The following is a 26077-nucleotide window of genomic DNA, read 5'->3' as shown; positions in this document are numbered from 1 at the left end:
CCTCCGGACGGCGCGAGGACGCCACCCACGCAGTGGTGGGGTCCGTCTCGTCCAGCACCTCCATGCGCACCCCCGAGTGGATCCAGCCGCGCGTGCAGTGATGGGCCATGGGCTCGAAGTCCTGACCCATCACCCGTTCCCACTGCTCGCCCTCCAGCACCACCGGCTCGCCCAGCAGTTCCACCGGGATCCGGGCCCTGCCCAGGGTCAGCTGCCCGTCGCGCACCTCCAGCACCGGGGAGCTGACGTAGGCCAGTGCGCAGACCACCACCAGAGCCAGCACCCCCACCACGGCGGCCAGGGTGTACGACAGCGGCACCAGGATCACACCGAAGGTGGCGCCGAGGAGGGCGATCACGATCCAGGCGCCGGGCCCCGGCAGCAGGCGCTCGTGGAACACGGGCGCCGTCGGGCGAGCGGGGACAGGGGACGCTGCGGGGCGGGGCTGATCGGGCATGACGGCATGGTCTCACGCACCCCTGGGACCGGCTCCTCCTGCGCAGCCCCTACCCTGGGTCCATGTCCGACGACCAGACCGCTCCGCGCACCACCTTGCAGATCCGGCTCGAGCCCGGCGTGCCGCTGCCGCATCGCGCCCACGCCGACGACGCCGGCCTGGACCTGACCAGCAGTGAGGATCTGGAGATCCCCCCGGGCGGGCGCGCACTGGTGGACACCGGGACCGCCGTCGCCCTGCCCACGGGCACCGTGGGACTGGTCTGCCCCCGCTCGGGCCTGGCCTCCCGCCACGGGATCACCGTGCTGAACGGCCCGGGTATCGTGGACGCGGGCTACCGCGGCCCCATCCGGGTGCCGCTGCACAACACCGACCTCGACCAGCCCTTCGCCCTGCGCCGCGGCGACCGCATCGCCCAGCTGGTGATCGTGCCGTTCCTGGCCCCTGCGCTGGAGCAGGTCGACGAGCTCGACGACACCGACCGGGCCAGCGCGGGCTTCGGCTCCAGCGGCGGCTTCGGTCCTGGCCACCGGAAGGAAGGCTGAACGCATGGCACTGTTCTCCCGCGGGCGCCGCAAGGACGCCCCCACGCACCGCGCCGACGAGGCCGCCGCCTCGACCTCTGAGGCCGACGACGCCGAGACCGACGACACCGCCGACGCATCGGAGGCCCGCCCCGAGCACCTCGAGGCCGGCCCCTACGACCAGCCCGATGCCCCCGAGGAGGACCGCATCGACCTGGGCGGTCTGCAGGTGCCGACCATCGACGGCATGGAGCTGCGGATGGAGGTGGACCAGCGCACCGGCACCGTCACCGGCGCGAACATGGTGATCGACGGCTCCTCGCTGCAGGTGCAGGCCTTCGCTGCGCCGAAGTCCCGCGGCCTGTGGGACGAGGTGCGGACGTCTCTGCGGGATTCCGTGGTCAAGCAGGGCGGCACCGCCGAGACCCGCTCCGGAGCGTTCGGCACCGAGCTGATCACGCGCCTGCCGGTCAACCGGGCCGACGGCCGCACGGGGTACCGCCCGGCCCGTTTCATCGGCGTGGACGGCCCGCGCTGGTTCCTGCGCGCGATCCTCACCGGCCCCGCCCTGTCGGACAGGACGAAGTCTCGCCGCTTCGAGACGCTCATCTCCCGCCTGGTGGTGGTGCGCGGCGGCGACGCCATGGCACCCCAGGAGCTGATCCCGCTGACGCTGCCCGGCCAGCGGCCCGGGCTGATCCCGCAGAAGGCGGCGCTGATCGATCCGCTCGAGCGCGGGCCCGAGATCACCGAGGTCGGATGAGTCCCCGTTCCGCCGCGAATGGAAGCCGTCCCGGGGCGCGGGGAGGGGGCGCCCCGGACACCGTCGCCTCGATCGACGACCGCCGCAAGGCGCACCTGGCGGGCGTGATCAGCTCCCTGGTGGTGCTGCCGCGCAGTGCGGCACCCGCGGTCGAGGCCGAGCTCGACGACGGCACCGGCACCATCGCCCTGGTCTGGCTAGGCCGCGACCGCATCCCCGGCATCGAGCCCGGCGCGCGCCTGTCCGTGACGGGCTTCGCCGCCCGGCGCGGCGGCCGCCGGGTGATGTACAACCCCCGCTACGAGATCACCCGGATCAGCGGTCAGGAGGAGACATGAGCACCACCCCTGCCGAACCACCGGCCGCAGGTCAGTCATCCCCTCAGCGGTCCCCGGCCCGCTCCCGGGGTGTGGGCACGCTGCTGCAGCAGGAGCAGTTCTCCGTGGCCGAGGCCGTGGGCGGCCCGCGCGGCGTGATCGAGTCCGTCGTCCCCACACTGCTGTTCGTCGTTCTCTACGTGGCCACCCGATCGGTGATGATCTCCGCGGTGGCGGCCGTGGCCGTCGTGGTGCTGGCGCTGCTCGCACGGATCGTGCAGCGCCAGAGCCCTGCCACCGTGCTGGGCGGGCTGCTGGGCGTGGCGCTGGGCGCCGTGCTCGCCGTGCGCAGCGGCGAGGGCAGCGACTTCTACGCACCGGGGATCGTGATCAACGCGGTGGCACTGGGCGTGCTGCTCATCTCCCTGCTCGCCCGTCGCCCCCTGGTGGGACTGTTCATCGGGATGCTCGACCCGCGGGTGGAGGACTGGGCTCAGGACCGCGATGCCCGTCGCGTGTACGCCCGGGCCACGTGGCTGTTCGCCGGCCTGTACGCCGCCAAGCTCGCCGTCCAGGTGCCGCTGCTGCTGACCGGACAGGTGGCCGCGCTGGGGGTGGCGAAGCTCGCCATGGGGCTGCCGGCGTTCGCGGTGATCGCCTACCTGGTGTGGCTGATGCACCGCTCCCTTCTCAGCCGTCGTGCGGCTCGTCAGCCGGAGCCAGCAGGCGCTCCATCGCCCCCACCTCCGCCGGCTCGGCAATGAACAGCAGCTCGTCCCCGCTCTCGAGCGCGTCGTGAGGGGTGGGGGCCATCGGACGGCCGTCCCGGATGATCCCCACCGGCACACAGCCCGTCGGCCAGCGCATGGACCCCACGGTGCGGCCCACCGCGGGGCTCGAGGCGGGCAGCGTGATCTCCACCATCTGGGTGTCGCTGCCGGCGAACTGGAACAGGCGCACCACGCGACCCACGCTCACGGCCTCCTCCACCAGGGCGGTGATCATCCGCGGTGTCGACACCGCCACGTCCACCCCCCACATGGGGCCGAACATCCACTCGTTGTCGGGATGGGAGACGCGCGCCACCGTGCGCGGCACCAGGAACTCCGTCTTGGCCAGCAGGGAGACGACCAGGTTCACCTTGTCATCGCCCGTGGCGGCCACCAGGACGTCGGCCTCCTCGATCGCCGCCTCGCGCAGCACGCCCAGCTCCGCCGCGTCGCCGCACACCCACTGCGCCCCCGGCAGCGCGGTGCGCCGCTCGGGCGTGACCTTGCGGTCGATGAGCACCAGGCGGTGCCCCTTCTCCATCAGCTCGCGGGCGATGGACCTGCCCACGCTCCCGGCCCCCACGATCACGATCTTCATTCCCGCTCACCCCGCAGTGCCCGGTCGTAGCTCTCCCGCACCTCGTCCTCGTCGCGCTGGTGGGCCAGCTGCGTCTCCACTCTCTCGAGCTGACCGGTGGGCACCAGCAGGTGCAGGCGGTCGCCGTCCTGCACGTGCGCGTCGACACCCGGGAGCACGCCCTCACCGAAGCGGGTCAGGTGGGCCACCCGGGAGCCGGTCTCGCGCTCCACGTGCGACAGAGGGGTGCCGATCCACGACGGGTGCGGCTGGAGGGCGATCATGGTGAGAGCGCCGGAGACGTCCCGGTACTGACGCTCAGGGGTTCCCGGCAGGAGCCGGCCCATCACCTGGGCCGCGGCCCAGCGCACCGTGGGCACCGTGGCGATGCCGAGCCGCTCGTACACCTCCGCCCGGTGGGGGTCGTAGATGCGGGCGACCACGCGGCGCACCCCGAACTCCTCGCGCACCACGCGGGCCGCGATGATGTTGGAGTTGTCCCCGCTGGACACGGCGGCGAAGCCGGCCGCCTCACGGATGCGGGCCCGCTCCAGCGTGGTGCGGTCGAAGCCCAGCCCGGCCACCCTCTCCCCGGCGAAGTCGCGTCCCAGACGCGCGAAGGCCGCGGGATCCTGGTCGATCACGGCCACGGTGTGGCCCCGATCGACCAGCGACGCGGCGAGCATCGCGCCCACCCGCCCGCAGCCCATGATCACGAAGTGCATCGATCTCTCCTCCGGTGCGCCCGTGGCGCTCGGTGCGGCACGTGCGAGGGTCACGATAGACCCATGGCCCTGCGGGCTTACAGTTGACCGCGTGCCGGGCCTCACCACCTCCACCATCAAGCGAGCGCTCCTGGGCCGCGCCTTCGCCACGGAGGACCTCTCACGCGAGCGACTGCCCAAGCGACTCGCACTGCCCACCTTCGCCTCCGACGCCCTCAGCTCCGTCGCCTACGCGCCGGACGAGATCCTGCTGACCCTGGCGCTGGCCGGGATGACGGCCTACGCGGTCAGTCCCTGGGTCGCGCTCGCCGTGGTGGCGCTGATGGCGGTGGTGGTGGCCGCCAACCGGCACAACGTCCAGGAGTACCCCGACGGGGGCGGCGACTACCGGGTGGTGCAGGACAACCTCGGCCAGCGGGCAGGTCGCGTCGTCGGCAGCGCCCTGCTGGTGGACTACGTGCTCACGGTGGCCGTGTCGATCTCGCAGGCCGCGCACTACACCACCGGCGGCCTGCCCGTCCTCCACGGATGGGAGACGTGGATCGCGATCGGCCTGATCATCCTGGTCACGCTGGTGAACCTGCGCGGGGTGCGCGAGTCAGGCCGCACCCTCGCGATCCCGGTGTACCTGTTCATGGGATCGCTCGGCCTGCTGCTGCTGCTGGGCGCGGTGCAGGCCCTCACCGGCACTCTGGGGCACGCGCCCAGCGCCGGCTACGAGATCGAGCCGGATGCCGCCTTCGACCAGGGGCTGACCGCCCTGGGCGGAGCACTCCTGGTGCTGCGCGCCTTCTCCTCGGGCTGCGCTGCGCTCACGGGCGTGGAGGCGATCAGCAACGGGGTCCCGTCGTTCCGCCCTCCGAAGTCCCGCAACGCAGCCACCACGCTCGTGATCCTGGGGGCGATCTCCTCAGTGTTCATCCTGGGCATCATCGTGCTGGCCGGCGCCACCGGGGTGCGCTACGTGGAGGATCCCGCCACACAGCTCACCCGGGACGGCGCGCAGGTGACGGACTACCAGCAGATCCCGGTGATCGCCCAGATCGCCCAGGCGGTCTTCGGGGGCGGCTCACCGCTGTTCTACGTGGTCCTGATCAGCACCGGGGTGGTGCTGTTCCTGGCCGCCAACACGGCGTTCAACGGCTTCCCCAACCTGGCCTGTGCCCTGGCCCGCTCACGGAACCTGCCCCGCCAGCTGCGCCAGCGCGGCGACAGGCTGGCCTACTCCAACGGGATCCTGGCCCTGAGCCTGGCGTCGATCCTGCTGGTGTGGCTCACGGGTGCCCGCGTGAGCCTGCTGATCCAGATGTACATCGTGGGGGTGTTCGTCTCCTTCTCCCTGGCGCAGCTGGGCATGACGATCCACTTCAGCAAGCAGCTGCGGGTGATCACCAGCGGGGTTCAGCGCCGGAGGATCGCACGCCGTCGCGCGGTGAACGCCTTCGCCTTCGCGGTCGTCACGCTGGTGCTGGTGATCGTCCTGGTCACGAAGCTGCCGCACGGTGCGTGGGTGGCGGTGTCGGCGATGCTGCTGCTGTGGCTGCTGATGTCCGGCGTCCACCGTCACTACCAGCGGGTGCGCAGCGAGTTGGCTCTGCCCACCGACCAGGAGGATCCGATGCCGCGGCCGGCCAGGTCCCACGCCCTGGTGCTGGTGGCCTCCCTGGACCGCCCCACCATGAGAGCCCTCGCGGTGGCCTCGGCGACCCGCCCCACCACCATCGAGGCGATCATCGTCGACGACGAGGACGTGGACTGGCGGGCGGTGGCAGATCGCTGGCGCGATCTGGATGTGCAGATCCCCCTGCGGGTCCTGTACGCGCCCTATCGGCAGTTCAGCGCGCCGGTCCTTGCCCACGTGATGAACCTGCTCTCACGCAGCCCCCGGGACGAGGTGGTCGTCTACATCCCGGAGTTCCTGGTGGGACACTGGTGGGAGGCACTGCTGCACAACCACTCCGCGCGGCGGCTGAGGGCCCGCCTCGAGCACCTGCCCCGTGTGGTCGTGGCCACGGTCCCCTGGCAGCTGGGGAGCGCGCAGGAAGCCGTCGACCAGGTGCAGGACGAAGTGCGCTCTGCCGCACTGCGAGGAAGGGGGAGGGCGCGATGAGCCCCGACCAGGACCACCGCCACGCCGATGAGGCCGGCGCCGCCCGGCACCTCACCCTGACGGTCGGCGCTCCGGCGGCCGGCGGGACCTTCGTGGCGCGCCACGAGGGCCGCGTGGTCTTCGTTCGTGGCACCGCACCTGGGGAGACGGTGACCGCTCGAGTGCTGGAGGACCCGAGCGAGGCGACTTCCGCCCGGTTCTGGCGCGCCGAGACGGTGGACGTGCTCGAGGCCGGTCTGGACCGGGTGCCCACCGTGTGGCCCGAGGCCGGTGTGGACGGCGTGGGCGGAGCCGAATGGGCCCACATCGCGCTGCCGGCCCAGCGCCGCATCGCCACCGAGGTCATGCAGGATCTGCTGCGCCGTGCGGGGGTGACCTCCTACCCGCTCCAGGACGTCCAGGTCGAGCCCGCTCCCCACGACATGGACGGCCTGGGCTGGCGCACCCGGGTGCGCTTCGCGGTGGACGAGCACGGCCGGGTGGGCATGCGCGGATGGCGCTCCCACGAGGTGCGTGAGGTCGGCGACAACCCGCTGGCGGCCCAGGCGATCCGAGATCTCGGCCTGGGAGCCTGGACGGCGCCGCCCGGGACCGAGGCCGTCGATGTCGTGGCGCCGTCGGCAGGGCCGGCGAGCGTCGTGCTGATCGGTCGGGAGCTCGATCCGGCAGGGCTCGAGGTCCCCCAGGCGTGGGGTGATGCGGATGTAAGCGTGCGCACCGCGCGCGGTCTGGTTCCGCTGCACGGGGACGGCACCGTGCGCGAGCGCGTGGGGGAGCGGCTCTTCACCGTCTCCGCGACCGGCTTCTGGCAGGTGCACCGGCGGGCCGCCGAGCTGCTCTCCGAGGTGGTCAGCGATGCGCTGCGCGCACCTCGCGGCGGCAGTGCGTGGGACCTCTTCGGCGGTGTCGGCCTGTTCGCGGCCGTCGCCGCGGATCAGGTGGGCCCCGACGGGCAGGTGCTGACCGTCGAGGGCAACCGGCGCGCCTCGGTCCTGGCGGCGGAGAACCTCCAGGACCTGCCCCAGGTGAGCGCGGCCACCGCGGATGTCACCGACTGGGTGCGCGCCCGCAAGGGAGGGGTGGACTGCGTGGTGCTGGATCCGCCGCGCAGCGGAGCAGGCGTGGAGCTGATCGGGCTGCTGACGGCGAAGGTGCGCCGCCGCATCGTGTACGTCTCCTGCGAGCCGTCCACCCTGGCCCGGGACCTCGCCGCCGCCGAGCGTGCCGGATGGTCGGTGGTGGACGTGCGCGCCTTCGACCTGTTCCCGCACACCCACCACATCGAATCGGTGACGGTGCTGGAGCCCGGATCCACGCGCTGAGGACTCCGACACCCACCTCGAGACCGACGCCGCTGCCGCGGCGAGCAGAATCGCGGAGCAGCGTGCTACCATTTATCTTGACGTCAAGATAATTTTTCGGTGAGAGTCGGACGCCCGATGGCCCGTGAGGGCAGTGGATCGTCGCCCGATGCGCGCACTGCGCGTGATGTCGGGCGCGGAGCGGCGCCGACGCACCTACGATGGGTGAGACGCCCCACCCCGAAGGAGATCGCACTGTGAGCACGATCGACTCGTTCGCCGCGAAGCAGACGCTCGCGGTCGGCGGAACCGACTACGAGATCTACGCCCTCGACGCCGTCGACGGCGCCCAGAAGCTGCCCTACAGCCTCAAGATCCTGCTGGAGAACCTTCTGCGCACGGAGGACGGTGCCAACATCACCGCCGATCACGTGCGCGCCATCGCGAACTGGGATCCCGAGGCGGAGCCCTCCACCGAGATCCAGTTCACCCCGGCCCGCGTGATCATGCAGGACTTCACCGGCGTGCCCTGCGTCGTGGACCTGGCCACCATGCGCGAGGCCGTCGAGGAGCTCGGCGGGGATCCCGAGCGCATCAACCCGCTGGCCCCGGCGGAGCTGGTCATCGACCACTCCGTGATGATCGACGTGGCCGGCCGCATCGACGCCCTCGAGCGCAACATCGAGCTGGAGTACGAGCGCAACAACGAGCGCTACCAGTTCCTGCGCTGGGGCCAGACCGCCTTCGACGACTTCAAGGTGGTGCCCCCGGGCACCGGCATCGTCCACCAGGTCAACATCGAGTACCTGGCCCGCACCGTGATGACCCGGGAGACCGACGGGGTGCTGCGCGCCTACCCGGACTCCTGCGTCGGCACCGACTCCCACACCACCATGGTCAACGGGCTGGGCGTGCTGGGCTGGGGCGTGGGCGGCATCGAGGCCGAGGCCGCGATGCTCGGCCAGCCCGTCTCCATGCTCATCCCCAAGGTGGTGGGCTTCAAGCTCACCGGGGAGATCCCGCCGGCTGCCACCGCCACCGACGTGGTGCTGACCATCACAGAGATGCTCCGCCAGCACGGCGTGGTGGGCAAGTTCGTGGAGTTCTACGGCGACGGCGTGGCCCAGGTGCCGCTCGCCAACCGTGCCACCATCGGCAACATGAGCCCCGAGTTCGGCTCCACCGCCGCCATGTTCCCCATCGACCAGGTCACCCTGGACTACCTGCGCCTCACCGGCCGTTCCGAGGAGCAGCTGGCGCTGGTGGAGGCCTACGCCAAGCGCCAGGGCCTGTGGCACGACCCCTCGGTGGAGCCGGCCTTCTCCGAGTACCTCGAGCTGGACCTGTCCACCGTGGTGCCCTCGATCGCGGGCCCCAAACGCCCGCAGGACCGCATCGTGCTCAGTGAGGCCAAGGAGTCCTTCCGCGAGGTGCTGCCCTCCTACACCGGGGACGACGCGCTCGCCGGTGGCGGTGCCGACAGGCCCGACCCGGCCGAGTCCGGCTCCTTCCCGGCCTCGGATCCCGCCTCCCCGCAGTCCGACAACGATTCCGGCGGCCAGGCACCGGCTGAGCACCACCAGGTCAGCGGCCGCGCCACCCGCCCCACCGAGGTGGAGGGCCACGACTTCACGATCGACCACGGCATCGTCTCGATCGCCTCGATCACCTCGTGCACCAACACCTCGAACCCCTCGGTGATGATGGCCGCGGGCCTGCTGGCCAAGAACGCCCTGGAGCGCGGCCTGGAGGTTAAGCCCTGGGTGAAGACGTCGATGGCCCCCGGTTCCCAGGTGGTCACCAACTACTACACGCGCGCCGGGCTGTGGCCGGCCCTGGAGGGGCTGGGCTTCCACCTGGTGGGCTACGGCTGCACCACCTGCATCGGCAACTCCGGGCCCCTGGCCCCGGAGATCTCCGACGCGATCGCCGAGAACGACCTGGCCGTCACCGCGGTGCTCTCGGGCAACCGCAACTTCGAGGGCCGGATCAACCCCGACGTGAAGATGAATTACCTGGCCTCCCCGCCGCTGGTCATCGCGTACGCGCTGGCGGGCACCATGGACTTCGACTTCGAGAACGACCCGCTGGGCACGGACCAGGAGGGCAACGAGGTCTACCTCAAGGACATCTGGCCCAGCCCCACCGAGGTGGAGCAGGTCATCGCCGAGAACATCTCCCAGGAGATGTTCACCGAGGACTACAAGGACGTCTTCACCGGCGACGAGCGCTGGCAGAGCCTGGAGACCCCGGAGGGCGCGACCTTCGAGTGGGACCCCGAGTCCACCTACGTGCGCAAGCCCCCGTACTTCGAGGGCATGGGCATCGAGCCGGATCCGGTCCAGGACATCACCGGTGCCCGCGTGCTGGTGAAGCTGGGCGACTCCACCACCACCGATCACATCTCGCCGGCGGGCTCCATCAAGGCCGACTCCCCGGCCGGCCGGTACCTGCGTGAGCACGGCGTGGAGCGCAAGGACTTCAACTCCTACGGCTCCCGCCGCGGCAACCACGAAGTGATGATCCGCGGCACTTTCGCCAACATCCGCATCAAGAACCAGCTGCTGGACGGTGTGGAGGGCGGCTACACGAAGAACTTCCTGACCGGTGAGCAGGAGTTCATCTACGACGCCGCCCAGGCCTACGCCGAGAAGGACATCCCCCTGGTGGTCCTGGCCGGCAAGGAGTACGGCTCCGGCTCCTCCCGCGACTGGGCCGCCAAGGGCACCAAGCTGCTGGGCGTCCAGGCCGTGATCACCGAGAGCTTCGAGCGCATCCACCGCTCGAACCTGATCGGCATGGGCGTGCTGCCGCTGCAGTACCCCCAGGGCGAGACCGCCGACACCCTCGGGCTGGACGGCACCGAGACCTTCGACATCACCGGCGTCACCGCGATGAACGACGGCGACACCCCGAAGACGGTCCAGGTCAAGGCCACCAAGGAGGACGGCTCGGAGGTCACCTTCGATGCCGTGCTGCGTATCGACACCCCCGGTGAGGCGGCCTACTTCCGCAACGGCGGCATCCTGCAGTACGTGCTGCGCTCCCTGGTGAAGGCGTGATCTCTGCAGTTCGCACGCTGACCCCGGGATCCGCTGAGCGCATGGCCCGCTGATCGACCCGGTGCCCGACGGCCCGGGCGGAGGAGACTCCGCCCGGGCCGTCGGCGGTCTGCGGACCCGCTTCGCCGCACTCGAGGTGTTTTGCTGCACCGTCTCCCGTCTGGTCTGCACGGCGTTGCACACCTCCCTGATACGGCGTGAACCACCGGTGAAGATCTGCACAGATGTGACCATGCTTCCCGTCATCACAGGTCATCGCGTCGTACTCTGGTGTGCGTTCCGCAGTCGTGATCGAGGAGGATCCCCGCGTGTCCACCACTCAGGAGCATCCCGTCGTGCATGCACAGCCCGCTGCCTCCCGCGAGGCCCTCGAGCCCGCGGGTTCCGCCGTCCCCGGGTCGCTGCTGGCGGACATCGATGCCACGGGCGATCCCGCACAGCCGGGGCAGACCGACGTGGAGATCCCCGGTGATCCCGCCGCACTGCGCGCACTGCCCCCCGAGGACCTGCCGGCGCTGGCCCGCACCCTGCGTCGGCGCCTGCTGGAGATCACCTCACGGTCCGGAGGGCACCTGGGGCCGAACCTCGGAGTGGTGGAGCTGACCATCGCCCTGCACCGCGAGTTCGACTCCCCGCGAGAGGCGATCGTGTTCGACACCGGCCACCAGGCCTATGTGCACAAGATGCTCACCGGCCGCGCCGGCCTCGAGGGCCTGCGCAGCGCTGGGGGAGTGTCGGGCTACCCGGATCGCGGGGAGTCCGAGCACGACGTGGTGGAGAACTCCCACGCCTCGGGCTCGATCGCCTGGGCCCATGGAATCGACCGTGCCCGTCGCCTCGCTGGGGATCCGGCCACCACCGTCGCCGTGATCGGCGACGGTGCGCTCACCGGGGGCGTGGGGCTGGAGGCGCTCAACGAGCTGGCCTCCGACATCGGCACCCGCACCGTGGTTGTCCTCAACGACAACACCCGCTCCTACGCCCCCACGGTCGGCGGCCTCGCCCGGCACCTGCAGGACCTGCGAGACGGCACCGTGAGCGCCGGGGAGGATCTGTTCACCGCCCTGGGCCTGCACTACATCGGCCCCATTGACGGCCACGACCATGCCGCCCTGGCGCCGGCCCTCGCCCAGGCCCGCATCGCCGCGGAGGATCCTGCCTCCTCGGGCGTGGTCCTCCACGTGGTCACCCGCAAGGGCGCCGGATTCGAGCGCGCCGAGGCCGATGTCATGGACCACTGGCACGCCACCGGCCCCTTCGAGATCGAACCGCCCACCGAGGCCGAGGTCTACCCGCCGGCCGATGCCCCCGCCCCTACAACCACCTGGACCGCATGCTTCGGCGAGGCGGTGCTGGAGGCCGCCCGCGCGGACGGGCGCGTGGTCGCCCTCAGCGCCGCCATGGTGGACCCCGTGGGCCTGACCCCGATGCAGCGGGAACTGCCCGGCCGGGTGCTCGACGTGGGCATCGCGGAGCAGCTGGCGATGGACACCGCCGCCGGCCTCGCCCATGGCGGTGCCAAGCCTGTGCTCGCGCTCTACTCCACGTTCCTCAACCGCGCCTTCGACCAGCTGCTGCTGGACGTCGCCCTGCACAGCGAGGACGTCACCGTCACCCTGGACCGCGCCGGCGTCACCGGTGATGACGGCCCCAGCCACCACGGCATCTGGGACCTCGCGGTGACCGCCCAGGTGCCGGGCGCCTCTCTGTGGGCACCGCGCGACGGCGAGCGCCTGGCCGAGGCGCTCCCATCGGCCCTGGGCACCGGTGGCCCGTCGGTGGTGCGCTTCCCGAAGGGCGCCTGCCCGTCAGAACTGCCGGCGACGGCCCGGATCGATGCCGGTGACGTGCTGGCCGGTGATCCCGAGCTGCCGATCGACGTGCTGGTGGTCTCCATCGGCGCCCTCGCGCACCGTGCGGTCGAGGCGGCGCGATCACTGCGCGAGCAGGCGGGGGACGATGGCCCGAACGTGGTCGTCCTCGACCCGGTGCAGGCCCTGCCGCTGTCCTCGTCGATCGTCGACCTGGCGGCCTCCGCGGGTGCGGTGGTCACGGTGGAGGACGGCGTGGCCGAGCGCGGCATCGGCGCGGCCCTCGCGGTGCGGCTCGCACAGCGCGCCACGGTGGGCACCCCGATGCCGCCGGTGCGCACCCTCGGGGTCATCCAGGAGTTCATCCCGCACGCCAAGAGGGATGCGATCCTGGCGGAGAACGGCCTGGACGCGGCGGGGATCGAGGCATCGATACGCTCCGTGCTCGGGTGAGAACGGGGTGAAGACCGCTCGCGCCGACGGCGCGGGGGCGTGCATCCTGGTGCCATGAGCTCCATCTCCCCGACGCCGGACGGCGCGACTGCGCCGGACCCCTCGACCGTGCCGAACGGCCCGACCGCCGATAGCCGCCTTCTCGCCCTGCAGCGTGACTTCCGGCTCACCTCCATCGAGCCGATGAGCCTCACGCGCTTCGCGCGAGTCCATCGTGCGGTGACGTCCACGGGGGAGCACGTCGTGGCCAAGGTGACCGATACTCGGGCAGAGGCGATGGCCAGGTGGACGCGAGCCCTCGCAGATGCAGGGGTCACTGTGGTGAGCGCGGTGGCCGGGCCCCTCGAGCTGGATGGCGACCAGTGGGTGCTCTACCCGTTCATCGACGGGGAGTCCTACACCGGGACCACCGAGCAGATCCGATCCGCCGGTGACCTGCTGGGACGCCTTCACGCGGCGCAGGTGCCCACGGACGGCCTGCGCGCGTACTCCCATCCGGACACCGAGCGTGCCGATGTCGACTCCGATCTCGGCACCCTGCGCGATGTCGTCACCGCGCATCTGCCGTGCGAGGAGGCCGATGCCGCCCAGGCGGGTCTCACTGCCCTCGCCGATCGCTGGTGGGAGCACTCCTGGCCGGCTCTGAGGGCACGGGATGCCGAGCTGCCGCGCACCGGGGTCAGCTCGGACTACAAGGCTTCCAACGTCGTCTTCACCCCGACCGGCCCGGTACTCGTGGATCCCGACAACGGCGGCGTGGAGCCTCGGCTGCTCGACCTGGCGATGGCGCTGGTGCTGTTCCACTGCGAGTGCCCTGGTGCACCGGCCCGGATGATGAACCACGAGGAATGGGAAGTGTTCGCCCGCGCATACGGCGAGCACGTGACGCTCACGCCGGCCGAGCGCGAGCTGTGGTCGGCGGCCGTGGACCACATGTGGTGGGAGGAGGGTACCTGGGTGCTCGAGGACAACGATGAACAGGCCTGGGCGGATCCGGTGCAGGGGGGCTACCTGCGGTCGTTGGCGCTGTGGGATCCGAGCGGGTACCGGCTTCCCTGACCCCGTCTGCCGGATCCGTCCTGCTGCGTTCTGCCCGGAACCCGCTGGGGCATGGTCGTCTCTCGAGCGTGATCGACCGGTCCGGTGCTCCAGGACCCTCCCCATCATGCCTCCATCCACAGACGCAGCTGCGCTGTGTCGAATGTCGGAGGCGCTCGGTACTGTCGTCCCTACCGAATAGATGCTCGAATCCACCGCGAGGGTCGAATCCACTGCGAAGGTCGGATCCGCCGCGAGGGTCGAATCCACTGCGAAGGTCGGATCCGCCGCGAGGGTCGAATCCACGTCGATCGAAGAGGGGCGGCTGTGCACGGGACATCCACGAGCGCTGCGCACGAGTCGCCGCTGCTGAACGCCACCGCGTCGGCGAGCGAAGCAGTCAGAACCCTGGTGGAGCTCGCCTGTGACTGCACAGGGCACGACGCACCCGGCCCCGCTCTCGGCTCGGCCCCTCCCGATCACGCGCTGGTAGAGACCATCGGCCAGATCGAACGCATGAAGAACTCCTTGGATGCTGTTCAGAGCCGATTGGAAGTACAGCTTCGTCATGTGCGGGTCCGAGCCGAACGCGAGGCCGGGCTCCCCGTGGCGAAGGCCGGCAGCGGCGTCGGGCACGAGGTCGGCCTGGCCCGTCGCATCTCCCCGGCGGCCGCCGGGAACCAGCTCAGCCTGCGTCGGGTCCTCGTGGAGTCGCTGCCACGTACCCTCGCGCTGCTGGAGGCCGGAGAGATCTCCGGCTGGGCGGCCGAGGAGGTCTCCCGGGCCGTCATCGTCCTGGACGACGACGAACGCGCCACCGTGGATGCCGAGATCGCTGCCCGCCTGCCGGAGCTCACTGCGCGGGGAGCCGGCCGGGTCGCCCGCGCGGTTGCTGAGCGGCTGAACGCCGAGGCCGCTGTCGAGAGAGTGCGCCGCAGCACTGCTCAGCGCACCGTCACCCAGCGCGCAGCGGGGGAGGGAATGATGCGCCTGACCGCCCTGCTTCCCACCCATGAGGGCGTTGCCGCCTACGCGGCGCTGGCCCAGGCCGCGAGCGCAGCGAAGGCCACGGGCGATCAGCGATCGCGTGGCGCCGTCATGGCCGACACCCTCATGCAGAGGGTCACCGGCACCGCCGAGGGGGAGGTCGTCCCCGTCGAGATCCACCTGCTCATGACCGATACCACCCTCCTGGGGGACGGAGCCGACGTCGCCCTGATCGACGGGCACCCCATCCCCGGCCCGGTGGCCCGGAACCTGGCCCTGACCGGCGCACTGTTCCCCGAGACGCAGCTACGGGATCCCGATGCCGCGGGGGCCGCTCCCTCCGCGGCGCAGCATCGGCCCGCTCCAAGCGCAGCGCCTGCACCGGTGCGGTGGATCCGTCGTCTGTACGCGGATCCGGTCAGCGGTGACCTCACGGCCATCGACGCCCGTCGCCGGGTCTTTGCCGGCCAGGTCCGCGCCTTCATCAGCGCACGCGATCAGCGCTGCCGCGGACCCTGGTGCGATGCCCCGATACGCCACGTGCATCACGTGCACGGGTACGCGAGCGGTGGGGAGACCACCCCCGCCAACGGGGTCGGGACGTGCGAGCGGCTGAACCACGTAGCGGAGCTGCCCGGGTGGAGCACTCGGATCAGCGGCGAGGGAGGTGGCGGTGATCTGATCCTCACAGCACCCAGCGGGCACAGCTACCGGTCCCGTCCGCCGCGCCTGCGGGAGGAGCTGTGCGCTGAGCCATCGGTTTCCGGCGATGCGGGGCACTCGGTGCCGCACGATGAGGGGGCGATGGATCCATGGCAGCCCGAGGGCGCGGGGGAGGAGGACTTCCCCTATCCGCCATGGCAGGTGGTGGAGGAGTGGTTCGTCCCTGACTCCTGGATCCCGGTGGAGGACCTCGAGCCGTTCTGATCGGTCCCGATGGGAGACGTGGCGGCGGCGACGGGATCCGTGGTGCTCGCAGTGGAAAGCGCGATGAACGGTGGGATCACCGGAATAACTGTGCGCTCACAGAAGCACCGGCACACCCGGCCGCGCGGTGAGCACGATCGGATCGCCGTCGGTCACGTACAGGGTGTGCTCGGCGTGGGCGCCGCGGGAGCCGTCCGCCGAGCGCTGCGTCCAGCCGTCGACCTCGTCGACCACCAGCTCATGGGTGGTGGGCATCAGGAACGGCTCGACGGTGATCAGCTGCCCGGCCACCAGCTCGGCGCCACTGCCGGGCACGCCCTTGTTCGGCACGAAGGGCGCCTCGTGCATGGTGCGGCCCACGCCGTGCCCGCCGAACTGCTCGTTGATCGTGTAGCCCAGCCGGTGCGCCTCGTTCATCACCGCGTGGCCGATGTCGCCCACGGTGCTGCCGGCCCGCACCTGACGGATCCCCGCCCACATCACCGACTCGGTGTCGGCGATCAGACGGAGGTCCTCCTCCCGGGCCTCGCCCACCACGAAGGACACGCAGGAGTCGGCCACCCAGCCCTCCACCTCCACGGCGAAGTCCAGCGAGACCAGATCGCCGTCGGCCAGCACCTGGTCGCGGGGCCGGCCGTGCAGCACCCCGTCATTGACCGACGTGCAGATCACGTATCCGAACGGCGATGCCCCGAAGACGGGGTGGTAGTCGATGTAGCAGCTGGTGGCGCCGGCCTCGCGGATCATCTCGTGCGCCCGGGCGTCCACCTCCAGCAGGTTCCAGCCCACGTCCACGGTGCTGCTGAGCTCCGACAGCACCGAGGCCACGAACTGGCCTGCAGGGCGGGCCTGCTCGAGCGCGGGCAGCTCCAGCGTGGAGTCCCGGCGGCGTCGACGGCGCCCGCGGATCATCGGGCGCTCCCGTCCGCCGCGGCGGTGATCCGGCCAGCACGGCCAGGGCCCGCCTCGGAGTCTCCGGGTGCCTTATCGCTGTGCCAGCTCACCAGGCGCGCCCCCACCCAGGCGATCCCGGCCGCGAACAGGGCGGCCCCCAGCAGGTGGAAGAACACCAGCAGCTCGGGCAGTCCGGTGAAGTACTGGACGTACCCGATCACGCCCTGGACCGCGGTCAGCGCCACCAGCGCCCAGGCCGAGACCCGGGCCTGCGCGCTGCGGGGATCGCGGTGCAGGAGCACCAGCAGTACCGCGAGCAGGGCGCAGAACAGCCACACCGAGGCCGCGTGGATCTGGGAGATCAGGCGAGGGTCGATGGCGATGCGTGTGATCTCCCCGTCGTCACCGGAATGCGGGCCGGTGCCGGTGACCAGGGTTCCCAGCACCAGCACGGTGAAGCCGAGGGCGGCGATCGCGGCGTACAGAGCGACCGTCGACCAGGGCACCGTGCGCCGTGCCGTGCCGTCGCCCTCGTACAGGCGCACCACCAGCACGGTGGAGGCCGCGACGATCACCGGCGAGATCAGGAAGTGGGGGCTCACCAGCCCCGGGTGCAGATCCAGCCGCACCACGAAGGCACCGATGATCGCCTGCAGGGCGGTGCCGATCAGCGGAACCCAGGCCAGGCGCCGGAAGCCCGCGCCCTTGTGGCGCAGCCAGCGCCAGGACACCAGCAGCACCGCGATGGCGAAGACCCCCAGCACACCGGTGAGGGTGCGGTTGCCGAACTCCACGAAGGGGTGGATGCCGGCCTCCAGTGTGAGTTCCGGGGTGAACTGCCCGGGCTCGCAGTTGGGCCAGGTGGAGCAGCCCAGCCCGCTTGCCGTCAGGCGCACCGCCCCGCCGGACAGGATGATCCCCATCTGGCAGATCAGGTTCCCCCAGAAGGCGATCGCCGCGATCCGTGCGCGAGATGCGGCAGACCACGAGGGCAGGCGCGGATCGGGCTGGGTGCTGAGTCGGCCGTGCTGCTCGGGCAGCGGATCGGACGGGTGCGGCACGGTGGACTCAGCGGGCTGGGAGGACATGGCGACGATTCTAAGGATGTCGTCTGGACGTTCGGTCCGGCGCAGCAGCGTCGAGGTCGAATGCGATGGAGTCCTCATCCGAATGAGCGGACGACGAGTCGGCTCCGGCGGCCCGGTGCCGAAAACGGACTCAGCTGTCCGTCCAGCGGAACCAGCGGATCACCGCGAGTACACCGCCCACCGCCCACACCAGCAGCACCAGGAACGAGCCGACCATCAGGGCCCCACCGCCCAGGCCCGCCCGCATCAGCTCGCCGAGGGCGCCCGAGGGCAGCAGATCCACCAGACCCCGCAGGATCCGCGGATAGCTGACCAGGGGGAACGCGATGCCACCGACGGAGACGAACAGCAGGAAGAGCAGATTGGACACGGCCAGCACCGCTTCGGTGCGCAGCGTTCCGGCCACCAGCATCCCCAGGGAGCCGAAGGCGACGGTCCCGGTCAGCCACACCGGCACCAGCAGAAGCAGTCCGGTCACCTCGGGGCGCCAGCCCAGCGCGATCCCCAGCAGGCTCAGCACCAGGACCTGGAGCACGTGGACGCCCAGCGTGGCGAGGATCTTGCCGGCCAGGTAGCCGTCGCGGCCCAGGGGAGTGGTGGCGACCCAGCGCAGCACGCCGTTGCGCCGGTCGAAGCCGGTCTGGATGGCCTGGGAGGTGAAGGAGGTGGACACCAGGGCCGTGGCGAGCGTGGCGGCCATGGCGGTGTCAATGGGGGCGACGTCCTCGAGGCGCCCCACCGGGAGCAGGCGCAGGCCGATCAGCACCAGCGCCGGCATCACGATGGCGACCAGGATCTGCTCACCGTTGGTCAGCAGGATGCGCGCTTCCAGCGCGGCGTGCGAGAGGATCCGGCGCAGCGGGGGAGCAGGGGCGATCACGTGGGTGTTCATGCGTCCTCCTCCATCAGGTCCAGCAGGACGCTCTCGAGGTCCGCCGCACCGCCGGCGCCTAGCTCGAGTCGGGCCCCGTGCTTCGCGGCCAGGGACTGCAGGTCAGCGGTGAGGGCATCGAGCGATCCGGGTTCGATGTCACGCAGGGTGGCCTGCAGGCAGGCGGCCCCCCGGCCCGCCTGATGGTCGCTGATGACCTCGTCCACGGAGCCCGAGGCCAGGGCCCTGCCGCGGGCGATCACGCACACCGAATCGGCGAGCCCGGCCACGTCGTCCATGAGGTGGGTGGTGAGCACGACGGCGGTGCCGGTGCGGGCGAGTCCTTTGATGAGGGTGCGCACCCGGCGGCGGATCGACGGGTCCATGCCCGCTGTCGGCTCGTCCAGGAACACCAGGTCAGGCCGGCCGATGATCGCCAGGGCAAGGGCCAGGCGCTGCCGTTGCCCGCCGGAGAGCCGCCGCACCAGGGTGCCGCCGAACTCGTCGATGCCCAGGTGCTGGGCCACCTCGTCCACGTCCAGCGGATCGGCGTGCAGGCTCGCCCCATAGCGAAGCAGGGTCAGGGCCGGTGCACCGGAGGTGAGCCCGCCGTCCTGGATCATCACGCCGACGCGGGCGCGGTGCCCGGGGCCGGCGCGCCAGGGATCCTCGCCCAGCACCCGGACCGAGCCGCCGTCCGGTCGCAGCAGGCCCGTGGCGCAGGAGATGGCGGTGGTCTTCCCGGCGCCGTTCGGGCCCAGCACGGCGGTGACGGCCCCGTGCTCGGCCCGCAGATCGAGCCCGTCCAGGGCCCGGACGGGGCCGTAGGAGAGCGTCAGGTCCTCGGCGACGAGGGCGGGGGTGTCGTTGTGCATGGCGCCCCCATGGTAGGCGGGGCCGGGCGCCCCGGTGAAAAGCGGACACCCGGCCTCGGCCGGGGCACGCGCTCGTAGGTCACCCGTGCATCGACGGGAGCGGCCTCAGCGCCCCTGGAGGTGCAGCGGGGTGTGCTCCGGCTCCACCACCTCGGAGGCCAGCGGGGGCTCGGGGGCGGTGCCACCGGGACCCCAGGTGTCGGTCTCGAAGCGATCGCGGTCGTGCGGCTCCAGGATGTGGCTCATGTCCGGGCCCAGCGGCACGATCTGGGTGGGGTTGATGTCGGTGTGCACGTAGTAGTAGTGCTCCTTGATGTGCTGGAAGTCCACGGTGTCGCCGAAGCCCGGGGTCTGGAACAGGTCCTTGAGGTAGTTCCACAGGTTGGGCATGGTGGCGAGGGTCTGCCGATTGGCCTTGAAGTGGCCGTGGTAGGCGACGTCGAAGCGCACCAGGGTGGGGAACAGCCGTACATCGGCCTCGGTGATCGATGGGCCCATGAGGTAGCGGCGGGTGGACAGGCGCTCCTCCAGCTCGTCCAGCGCCTCCCACAGCAGGTGGTACTCCTTCTCGTAGGCCTCCTGCGACCCGGCGAAGCCCACCTTGTACACGCCGTTGTTGACCCGGTGCAGCATCCAGTCGTTCAGCTCGTCGATCTCGGCGCGCAGGTGCTCCGGGTAGAGGTCCGGTGCGCCCTCCCGCTGGAACTCGGTCCACTGGCTGCTCAGGTCCAGCGTGATCTGTCCGAAGTCGTTGGTGACCACGGCGCCGTCGCGGGTGTCCACGATGGCGGGCACGGTGATGCCGCGGGGGTAGTCGGGGATGCGCTTGAAGTAGGCCTCCTGCAGGCGCTCGATGCCGAGCACCGGGTCCTTGCCGCCCTCGTCGAGGTCGAAGGTCCAGGAGCGCTTGTCGTGGGTGGGACCGGCGATGCCCATGGACAGGGCATCCTCCAGGCCCAGCAGGCGGCGCACGATGATGGTGCGGTTGGCCCAGGGGCAGGCGCGCGAGACCACCAGGCGGTAGCGGCCGGCCTCGACGGGGTAGCCGTCCTCGCCGTCCTTGGTGATGCGGGTGGGGATGTAGTTCATGTCCCGGTCGAAGGACTCGCCCTTGCGGACGTAGCTGCCCTTTCGGTCGTGCTCGTTGGTCTCCTGCGTGCTCATGGCGTGCTTCTCCTGTCGTGGGACGGGTGTCGGGTTCCGCCCTGATGGTGATCCGCCGTGTGCGGGATCCACCGCCGAGGGACCGTCGGCACCATTATGATTGAAAACTGAAGTAAGCTCAAGAGGGGTGGAGATCCTCACTCGGATCAGTCCCCGACGGTCCCGCATCGAGGTCGGCGATGCGATACGGTTTATGCAAGCAAATGCTTGTGAAATACACACGAGTGCAACAGACGCGAGGCGCGCGTGCCCGATTCGCGACGGGCGCGCGAGGGAGGAGGAGCGCGTGGACCACATCGACAGCGACCAGCGACCCGCCGACCCGGATCTCCGCGACACCCGTGAGCGGCTGATCGAGGCCATCTCCACCCACGGTCCGGTCACCGCGCGTCAGCTGGCCGAGCGCTTCGGTCTCACCAGTGCGGCCGTGCGTCGGCACCTGGCGGCGCTGCTGGCCGACGACGTCATCGCCGAGCACGAGGCCCCTGTGGCCCGCCGCGGGCGCGGCCGGCCCTCCAAGGCGTTCGTGCTCTCGGCCTCCGCGCACGAGTCGCTGCCCGGGGGGTACGACCAGCTCGCCGTGCTGGCCATGGAGGAGCTGGTGCGGGAGGGAGGCACCGATGCAGTGCGGCGCCTGGCCGATCGCCGCGTGGCCGACTGGGAGAGCGAGCTGGAGTCCCTGGTGGTCGATAGGATCGCGCAGGGCGAACGGGTGACCGTCGAGCGCCGGGTCGAGCTGCTCGCGGAGCTGCTCACCTCCCGCGGGTACGCCACCACCGTGCGCCCCCTCACGGTCCCCCTGCCGACAGCCGGTGCACGAGGGCGCTCCCGCCCGCGTACGCTCATGACGGCGCAGCTGTGCCACGGGCACTGCCCGGTCCTGGACGTCGCGTCCGGGCACCCGGAGCTGTGCGAGGCCGAGACCCGCGTCATCTCCCGCATCGTCGGAGCCCCGGTCCAGCGTCTGGCCACTCTGGCCCAGGGAGCACATGCCTGCACGACCCACATTCCGCTCACCGAGGGAAGGACACCATGACGAGCGCACCAGAGCAGCTCAGCCAGGACGAGATCATCGCGTCCATCGGCAACTACGCCTACGGATGGCACGACGAGGACTCGGCCGGCGCCAGCGCCCGCCGAGGTCTGAGCGAGGAGGTCGTCCGTGACATCTCCCGCTTGAAGGACGAGCCAGAGTGGATGCTCGAGCGCCGCCTGAAGGCGCTCAAGCTCTTCGACAAGAAGCCGATTCCGACCTGGGGCCCGGACCTCTCCGGCATCGCCTTCGACACCATCAAGTACTTCGTGCGCTCCACCGAGAAGCAGGTGACCTCCTGGGAGGAGCTACCGGAGGACATCAAGGAGACCTACGACCGCCTCGGCATCCCCGAGGCCGAGAAGCAGCGCCTGGTTGCCGGTGTCGCCGCGCAGTACGAGTCCGAGGTGGTCTACCACCAGATCCGCGAGGACCTGGAGGAGCAGGGCGTCATCTTCGTGGACACCGACACCGGTCTGCGCGAGTACCCGGAGATCTTCCAGGAGTACTTCGGCACCGTGATCCCCGCCGGTGACAACAAGTTCTCCGCGCTGAACACCGCCGTGTGGTCCGGCGGCTCCTTCGTGTACGTCCCCAAGGGCGTGCATGTGGAGATCCCGCTGCAGGCCTACTTCCGGATCAACACCGAGAACATGGGTCAGTTCGAGCGCACGCTGATCATCGCGGACGAGGGCTCGTACGTGCACTACGTCGAGGGCTGCACCGCCCCGATCTACAAGTCCGACTCCCTGCACTCGGCCGTGGTCGAGATCGTGGTGAAGAAGGACGCCCGCGTGCGGTACACGACCATCCAGAACTGGTCGAACAACGTGTACAACCTGGTCACCAAGCGCACCACGGTGGAGCAGGGCGGCACCATGGAGTGGGTCGACGGCAACATCGGCTCCAAGGTCACCATGAAGTACCCGGCCGTGTGGCTGATGGGCGAGCATGCTCGCGGTGAGACCCTCTCGATCGCCTTCGCCGGTCAGGGCCAGCACCAGGACACCGGCTCCAAGATGGTGCACATGGCGCCGCACACCTCCAGCTCGATCGTCTCCAAGTCGGTCTCGCGCGGTGGCGGGCGCAGCTCCTACCGGGGCCTGGTGCAGGTGATGCCGGGCGCCGAGCACTCGGCCTCCACCGTGCTGTGCGATGCGCTGCTGGTGGACCAGATCTCCCGCACCGACACCTACCCGTACGTGGACGTGCGCGTCGACGACGTCCAGATGGGCCACGAGGCCACCGTCTCCAAGGTCTCCGAGGAGCAGCTCTTCTACCTCATGAGCCGCGGCATGGAGGAGACCGAGGCGATGGCGATGATCGTGCGCGGCTTCATCGAGCCGATCGCGCGCGAGCTGCCCATGGAGTACGCCCTCGAGCTGAACCGCCTGATCGAACTGCAGATGGAAGGAGCAGTCGGCTGATGACCTCGTCCGATGTCACCGATGTGAAGGGTGCCGAGAGCGCCGGGGACCCGACGGCGAACGAGGCCGCGGGCAACGCGGCCGGCGCCGCGCCGGTCTCCGCCCAGGACGTCCTGCACGAGTCCGACGCCCGCGACGCGCGCGCGAGCGGTGCCGAGCTGGAGTCCGAGGGCCTGACCATGACCGGCCAGGAGGGCGAGAAGTCCGCCGCGCACGGCGCCGCCAACCGCGGCGACCGCAAGCGCTCCTTCGAGCTCGCCGACCACGAGGTTCCCACCTCCAAGGTCGAGGAGTGGCGCTTCACCCCGCTGCGCCGCTTCGCGCCGCTGTTCGAGGACGTCGCCACCGACGACCGCGAGGGCGACCCGGCCCTGGACTACCAGGTGGAGATCCCGCAGGGTGTTCCCGATGTCGCGAACCTGGCCCCCGGCCAGGCCCCCCGCGGCACCGTGCTGGTGCCCGAGGACCTCACCAGCGCCGTGGCCTCCGCCCGCTGCGAGCAGGCCCTGCACCTGGTGGCCCCCAAGGGCACCGACGTGGCAGAGCCCTTCCGGGTCGCGATCACGGGCAGCGGTGCCGACCGCCGCGGCAATGCCCACATCGTGCTGGAGACCGAGGAGTCCTCCTCGGCCACCTTCGTGCTGAACCACACCGGCAGCGCCCAGTACGCGCAGAACGTGGAGATGGTCGTCGGCGACAACTCGCAGATGACCGTCATCGCCCTGCAGGACTGGGACGACGATGCGCTGCACATCGCCCGCCACCACGCCCGCGTGGGCCGCGACGCGAAGCTCAAGCACATCGTGGTCTCCCTGGGTGGCAGCGGCGTGCGCGTGGACGTCATCGGTGAGCTGGCCGCCCCCGGCGGCGAGCTGGAGAACCTGGGACTGTACTTCTCTGATGCCGATCAGTTCCTCGAGCACCGCCTGTTCGTGGACCACGCCGCACCGAACTGCACCTCCAACGTCGCCTACAAGGGCGCGCTGCAGGGGGCCAAGGCCCGCTCCGTGTGGGTCGGCGACGTGCTGATCCGCAAGCAGGCCGAGGGCACCACCACCTACGAGCTGAACCGCAACCTGGTGCTCACCGAGGGCGCCCGCGCGGACTCGGTGCCGAACCTCGAGATCGAGACCGGGGAGATCGAGGGCGCCGGCCACGCCGCCGCCACGGGTCGCTTCGACGACGAGCAGCTGTTCTACCTCATGGCCCGCGGCATCCCGGAGAAGGAGGCCCGCCGCCTGGTCGTGCGGGGCTTCTTCGCCGAGCTCATCCAGCAGATCGACGTCCCGGAGATCCGCGAGCACCTCTTCGAGTCGATCGAGAACGAGCTCGAGCGGAGCATGAACTGATGCCCGACGCCTTCGTCCCCGTCGCCACCCTCGATCAGCTCGCCCCGGGCGAGGCGATCGACGTCGTCGCCGGCGGGGTGGAGATCGCCCTGGTGCGCGACGAGGACGGAGGCGTCCACGCCATCGAGGACCGGTGCTCCCACGAGGACGTCCCCCTCTCCGACGGGGACGTCGAGGGCTGCACCCTCGAGTGCTGGAAGCACGGCAGCCAGTTCGATCTGCGCACCGGCCGTCCGCTGCAGCTGCCCGCCGTCCTCCCCGTGCCGGTGCACCCGGTGCGGGTGGACGAGACCACCGGCGAGATCTCGGTCGACCCGACCGCGACCCTCGCCCCCTGAACATCCCCGTACAACGAATGCCAGGTCGAAGCGCCTGGCCGCACAGCTGAGGAGAACCACCGCATGTCGATCCTGGAGATCAAGGACCTCCACGCCACCGTCGAGACCCCCGAGGGCACCAAGGAGATCCTCAAGGGCGTCGACCTGACCATCAAGGCGGGCGAGACCCACGCCATCATGGGCCCCAACGGCTCGGGCAAGTCCACCCTCGCCTACGCGATCGCCGGCCACCCCAAGTACGAGATCACCTCCGGCTCGGTCACCCTGGACGGCGAGGACGTGCTGGAGATGAGCGTCGACGAGCGCGCACGCGCCGGCCTCTTCCTGGCCATGCAGTACCCCGTCGAGGTGCCCGGAGTGACCGTCTCGAACTTCCTGCGCACCGCCAAGACCGCCATCGACGGCGAGGCCCCCGCACTGCGCACCTGGGTGAAGGACATGAAGGGTGCCATGGCGGACCTCCGCATGGATCCCGCCTTCGCCGAGCGCAACGTCAACGAGGGCTTCTCCGGCGGCGAGAAGAAGCGCCACGAGGTCCTGCAGATGCAGCTGCTCAAGCCCGGCATCGCCATCCTCGACGAGACCGACTCCGGCCTGGACGTGGACGCGCTGCGCATCGTCTCCGAGGGCGTCAACCGCGCCAAGGAGAACACCGACGTGGGCATCATGCTGATCACGCACTACACCCGCATCCTGCAGTACGTGAAGCCCGACTTCGTGCACGTGTTCGTCGACGGGAAGGTCGCCGATCAGGGCGGCCCCGAGCTCGCCGAGCGCCTCGAGTCCGAGGGCTACGACCGCTACCTCACCCCCACCGCCTGACCACGGAGGAGCCATGACAGAGACCAGCGCACCCGGTGCCTCCGAGCACGCGACCGCTGAGCAGGTTTGGGAGGCGATGAAGGATGTGATCGATCCCGAGCTGGGGATCAACGTCGTCGACCTGGGCCTGGTCTACGGCATCACCGTCGAGGAGGGCAACGCCGTGGTGGACATGACCCTCACCTCGGCCGCCTGCCCGCTGACGGACCTGCTCGAGGAGCAGACCTTCGCGGCTCTGGACCCCATCACCGAGTCCCACCGCATCAACTGGGTGTGGATGCCGCCGTGGGGCATGGAGAAGATCACCGAGGACGGCCGCGAGCAGCTGCGCGCGATCGGGTTCAACCTCTGATCCGATCCGCTGAGCCGGCCACAGCGATCGGAAGGGGGGGCG

At 70.6% G+C, this 26077-nt stretch carries 24 protein-coding genes; 16 read left to right on the top strand and 8 right to left on the bottom strand.

Annotated elements, in window-relative coordinates:
* A partial coding sequence (locus M4D54_RS10675; RefSeq protein WP_259891353.1) for a DUF3093 domain-containing protein occupies window positions 1-457 on the bottom strand: 457 nt, incomplete at its 3' end.
* 62 nt (window positions 458-519) lie between these two features.
* Here M4D54_RS10675 and dut point away from each other — a divergent pair.
* From dut to M4D54_RS10655, 4 genes are read left to right on the top strand one after another with little or no spacing between them, the layout of a single operon-like run.
* Window positions 520-1002, top strand: a complete 483-nt coding sequence (gene dut / locus M4D54_RS10670; protein ID WP_193866320.1) for a dUTP diphosphatase — start codon at window positions 520-522, stop codon at window positions 1000-1002.
* 4 nt (window positions 1003-1006) lie between these two features.
* Window positions 1007-1744, top strand: a complete 738-nt coding sequence (locus M4D54_RS10665) for a DUF3710 domain-containing protein (protein ID WP_193866319.1) — start codon at window positions 1007-1009, stop codon at window positions 1742-1744.
* Window positions 1741-2082, top strand: a complete 342-nt coding sequence (locus M4D54_RS10660) for an OB-fold nucleic acid binding domain-containing protein (protein ID WP_193866318.1) — start codon at window positions 1741-1743, stop codon at window positions 2080-2082. Before M4D54_RS10665 ends, M4D54_RS10660 begins: the two co-directional genes overlap by 4 nt.
* Window positions 2079-2825 (top strand): DUF3159 domain-containing protein, encoded by a 747-nt coding sequence (locus M4D54_RS10655; protein WP_193866317.1) that lies wholly within the window; start codon window positions 2079-2081, stop codon window positions 2823-2825. Before M4D54_RS10660 ends, M4D54_RS10655 begins: the two co-directional genes overlap by 4 nt.
* Here M4D54_RS10655 and M4D54_RS10650 read toward each other — a convergent pair.
* Together M4D54_RS10650 and M4D54_RS10645 are read right to left on the bottom strand one after the other, a co-directional pair.
* A complete protein-coding gene (locus M4D54_RS10650; RefSeq protein ID WP_193866316.1) occupies window positions 2752-3429 on the bottom strand; it encodes a TrkA family potassium uptake protein in 678 nt (225 codons plus the stop codon). The two genes, M4D54_RS10655 and M4D54_RS10650, sit on opposite strands and share 74 nt — an antisense overlap.
* On the bottom strand, window positions 3426-4133 hold the full coding sequence (locus M4D54_RS10645; protein ID WP_193866315.1) for a TrkA family potassium uptake protein: 708 nt from the start codon (window positions 4131-4133) through the stop codon (window positions 3426-3428). Before M4D54_RS10645 ends, M4D54_RS10650 begins: the two co-directional genes overlap by 4 nt.
* A 91-nt stretch (window positions 4134-4224) precedes the next feature.
* On the opposite strand from M4D54_RS10645, the gene M4D54_RS10640 reads away from it, so the two are divergent.
* The 6 genes from M4D54_RS10640 (at window position 4225) to M4D54_RS10615 (ending at window position 15822) form a co-directional block, all read left to right on the top strand.
* Complete coding sequence (locus M4D54_RS10640) at window positions 4225-6243, top strand: APC family permease (RefSeq protein ID WP_259891348.1); 2019 nt, start codon at window positions 4225-4227, stop codon at window positions 6241-6243.
* Window positions 6240-7565: a class I SAM-dependent RNA methyltransferase gene (locus tag M4D54_RS10635; protein WP_193866313.1), complete on the top strand. Its 1326-nt coding sequence runs from the start codon at window positions 6240-6242 to the stop codon at window positions 7563-7565. The genes M4D54_RS10640 and M4D54_RS10635 overlap by 4 nt, the downstream gene beginning before the upstream one ends.
* Before the next feature lie 236 nt (window positions 7566-7801).
* Window positions 7802-10606 carry an aconitate hydratase gene (locus tag M4D54_RS10630; protein ID WP_259891345.1) on the top strand — a complete coding sequence of 935 codons (2805 nt, stop codon included), beginning with the start codon at window positions 7802-7804 and terminating at the stop codon, window positions 10604-10606.
* A 308-nt stretch (window positions 10607-10914) separates the two neighbouring features.
* Window positions 10915-12870 carry a 1-deoxy-D-xylulose-5-phosphate synthase gene (locus M4D54_RS10625; RefSeq protein WP_193866311.1) on the top strand — a complete coding sequence of 652 codons (1956 nt, stop codon included), beginning with the start codon at window positions 10915-10917 and terminating at the stop codon, window positions 12868-12870.
* 54 nt (window positions 12871-12924) lie between these two features.
* Window positions 12925-13929, top strand: coding sequence for a phosphotransferase enzyme family protein (locus tag M4D54_RS10620; RefSeq protein WP_193866310.1), 1005 nt, complete (start codon window positions 12925-12927; stop codon window positions 13927-13929).
* Window positions 13930-14424: 495 nt separating this feature from the next.
* Window positions 14425-15822 carry a DUF222 domain-containing protein gene (locus tag M4D54_RS10615; protein ID WP_193866337.1) on the top strand — a complete coding sequence of 466 codons (1398 nt, stop codon included), beginning with the start codon at window positions 14425-14427 and terminating at the stop codon, window positions 15820-15822.
* A 96-nt stretch (window positions 15823-15918) separates the two neighbouring features.
* On the opposite strand, the gene map is transcribed toward M4D54_RS10615, so the two are convergent.
* The 5 genes from map to M4D54_RS10590 form a co-directional block, all read right to left on the bottom strand.
* Window positions 15919-16734, bottom strand: a complete 816-nt coding sequence (gene map, locus M4D54_RS10610; RefSeq protein ID WP_193866309.1) for a type I methionyl aminopeptidase — start codon at window positions 16732-16734, stop codon at window positions 15919-15921.
* Entirely contained in the window at window positions 16731-17804 is a 1074-nt protein-coding gene (locus M4D54_RS10605; protein ID WP_193866308.1) for a heme A synthase, read from the bottom strand. The genes map and M4D54_RS10605 overlap by 4 nt, the downstream gene beginning before the upstream one ends.
* Window positions 17805-17934: 130 nt before the next feature.
* Window positions 17935-18696 carry an ABC transporter permease gene (locus M4D54_RS10600; RefSeq protein ID WP_193866307.1) on the bottom strand — a complete coding sequence of 254 codons (762 nt, stop codon included), beginning with the start codon at window positions 18694-18696 and terminating at the stop codon, window positions 17935-17937.
* Window positions 18693-19550, bottom strand: a complete 858-nt coding sequence (locus M4D54_RS10595) for an ABC transporter ATP-binding protein (RefSeq protein ID WP_193866306.1) — start codon at window positions 19548-19550, stop codon at window positions 18693-18695. Before M4D54_RS10595 ends, M4D54_RS10600 begins: the two co-directional genes overlap by 4 nt.
* 105 nt (window positions 19551-19655) lie before the next feature.
* Window positions 19656-20714: a glutathione S-transferase family protein gene (locus tag M4D54_RS10590; protein ID WP_193866305.1), complete on the bottom strand. Its 1059-nt coding sequence runs from the start codon at window positions 20712-20714 to the stop codon at window positions 19656-19658.
* A 286-nt stretch (window positions 20715-21000) separates the two neighbouring features.
* On the opposite strand from M4D54_RS10590, the gene M4D54_RS10585 reads away from it, so the two are divergent.
* The 6 genes from M4D54_RS10585 (at window position 21001) to M4D54_RS10560 (ending at window position 26035) form a co-directional block, all read left to right on the top strand.
* On the top strand, window positions 21001-21750 hold the full coding sequence (locus tag M4D54_RS10585) for a metalloregulator ArsR/SmtB family transcription factor (protein WP_259891339.1): 750 nt from the start codon (window positions 21001-21003) through the stop codon (window positions 21748-21750).
* Window positions 21747-23174 carry a Fe-S cluster assembly protein SufB gene (gene sufB, locus M4D54_RS10580; RefSeq protein ID WP_193866304.1) on the top strand — a complete coding sequence of 476 codons (1428 nt, stop codon included), beginning with the start codon at window positions 21747-21749 and terminating at the stop codon, window positions 23172-23174. The genes M4D54_RS10585 and sufB overlap by 4 nt, the downstream gene beginning before the upstream one ends.
* Window positions 23174-24523 (top strand): Fe-S cluster assembly protein SufD, encoded by a 1350-nt coding sequence (gene sufD, locus M4D54_RS10575; protein WP_193866303.1) that lies wholly within the window; start codon window positions 23174-23176, stop codon window positions 24521-24523. The genes sufB and sufD overlap by 1 nt, the downstream gene beginning before the upstream one ends.
* Window positions 24523-24861 carry a non-heme iron oxygenase ferredoxin subunit gene (locus tag M4D54_RS10570; RefSeq protein WP_193866302.1) on the top strand — a complete coding sequence of 113 codons (339 nt, stop codon included), beginning with the start codon at window positions 24523-24525 and terminating at the stop codon, window positions 24859-24861. The genes sufD and M4D54_RS10570 overlap by 1 nt, the downstream gene beginning before the upstream one ends.
* 63 nt (window positions 24862-24924) lie before the next feature.
* On the top strand, window positions 24925-25683 hold the full coding sequence (sufC, locus tag M4D54_RS10565; RefSeq protein ID WP_193866301.1) for a Fe-S cluster assembly ATPase SufC: 759 nt from the start codon (window positions 24925-24927) through the stop codon (window positions 25681-25683).
* Window positions 25684-25696: 13 nt separating this feature from the next.
* Window positions 25697-26035, top strand: coding sequence for a metal-sulfur cluster assembly factor (locus M4D54_RS10560; RefSeq protein WP_193866300.1), 339 nt, complete (start codon window positions 25697-25699; stop codon window positions 26033-26035).
* Window positions 26036-26077 lie beyond the last annotated feature (42 nt).

It is taken from the genome of Brachybacterium sp. p3-SID1565, assembly GCF_025143785.1.
GTDB classification, from domain to species: domain Bacteria; phylum Actinomycetota; class Actinomycetes; order Actinomycetales; family Dermabacteraceae; genus Brachybacterium; species Brachybacterium epidermidis.
The sequence above is the reverse complement of the archived record's forward strand: the minus strand, read 5'-3'. Positions and strand labels throughout refer to the sequence as shown.

What these genes read in the sequence shown, in the direction of transcription:
- M4D54_RS10600 (WP_193866307.1), bottom strand. Translation starts at nt 18,696, where the DNA reads ATGAACACCCACGTGATCGCCCCTGCTCCCCCGCTGCGCCGGATCCTC.
- sufB (WP_193866304.1), top strand. Translation starts at nt 21,747, where the DNA reads ATGACGAGCGCACCAGAGCAGCTCAGCCAGGACGAGATCATCGCGTCC.
- M4D54_RS10660 (WP_193866318.1), top strand. Translation starts at nt 1,741, where the DNA reads ATGAGTCCCCGTTCCGCCGCGAATGGAAGCCGTCCCGGGGCGCGGGGA.
- M4D54_RS10620 (WP_193866310.1), top strand. Translation starts at nt 12,925, where the DNA reads ATGAGCTCCATCTCCCCGACGCCGGACGGCGCGACTGCGCCGGACCCC.
- M4D54_RS10570 (WP_193866302.1), top strand. Translation starts at nt 24,523, where the DNA reads ATGCCCGACGCCTTCGTCCCCGTCGCCACCCTCGATCAGCTCGCCCCG.
- sufC (WP_193866301.1), top strand. Translation starts at nt 24,925, where the DNA reads ATGTCGATCCTGGAGATCAAGGACCTCCACGCCACCGTCGAGACCCCC.
- M4D54_RS10665 (WP_193866319.1), top strand. Translation starts at nt 1,007, where the DNA reads ATGGCACTGTTCTCCCGCGGGCGCCGCAAGGACGCCCCCACGCACCGC.
- M4D54_RS10605 (WP_193866308.1), bottom strand. Translation starts at nt 17,804, where the DNA reads ATGTCCTCCCAGCCCGCTGAGTCCACCGTGCCGCACCCGTCCGATCCG.
- M4D54_RS10645 (WP_193866315.1), bottom strand. Translation starts at nt 4,133, where the DNA reads ATGCACTTCGTGATCATGGGCTGCGGGCGGGTGGGCGCGATGCTCGCC.
- M4D54_RS10615 (WP_193866337.1), top strand. Translation starts at nt 14,425, where the DNA reads ATGAAGAACTCCTTGGATGCTGTTCAGAGCCGATTGGAAGTACAGCTT.
- M4D54_RS10650 (WP_193866316.1), bottom strand. Translation starts at nt 3,429, where the DNA reads ATGAAGATCGTGATCGTGGGGGCCGGGAGCGTGGGCAGGTCCATCGCC.
- map (WP_193866309.1), bottom strand. Translation starts at nt 16,734, where the DNA reads ATGATCCGCGGGCGCCGTCGACGCCGCCGGGACTCCACGCTGGAGCTG.
- sufD (WP_193866303.1), top strand. Translation starts at nt 23,174, where the DNA reads ATGACCTCGTCCGATGTCACCGATGTGAAGGGTGCCGAGAGCGCCGGG.
- M4D54_RS10635 (WP_193866313.1), top strand. Translation starts at nt 6,240, where the DNA reads ATGAGCCCCGACCAGGACCACCGCCACGCCGATGAGGCCGGCGCCGCC.
- M4D54_RS10655 (WP_193866317.1), top strand. Translation starts at nt 2,079, where the DNA reads ATGAGCACCACCCCTGCCGAACCACCGGCCGCAGGTCAGTCATCCCCT.
- dut (WP_193866320.1), top strand. Translation starts at nt 520, where the DNA reads ATGTCCGACGACCAGACCGCTCCGCGCACCACCTTGCAGATCCGGCTC.
- M4D54_RS10595 (WP_193866306.1), bottom strand. Translation starts at nt 19,550, where the DNA reads ATGCACAACGACACCCCCGCCCTCGTCGCCGAGGACCTGACGCTCTCC.
- M4D54_RS10560 (WP_193866300.1), top strand. Translation starts at nt 25,697, where the DNA reads ATGACAGAGACCAGCGCACCCGGTGCCTCCGAGCACGCGACCGCTGAG.
- M4D54_RS10590 (WP_193866305.1), bottom strand. Translation starts at nt 20,714, where the DNA reads ATGAGCACGCAGGAGACCAACGAGCACGACCGAAAGGGCAGCTACGTC.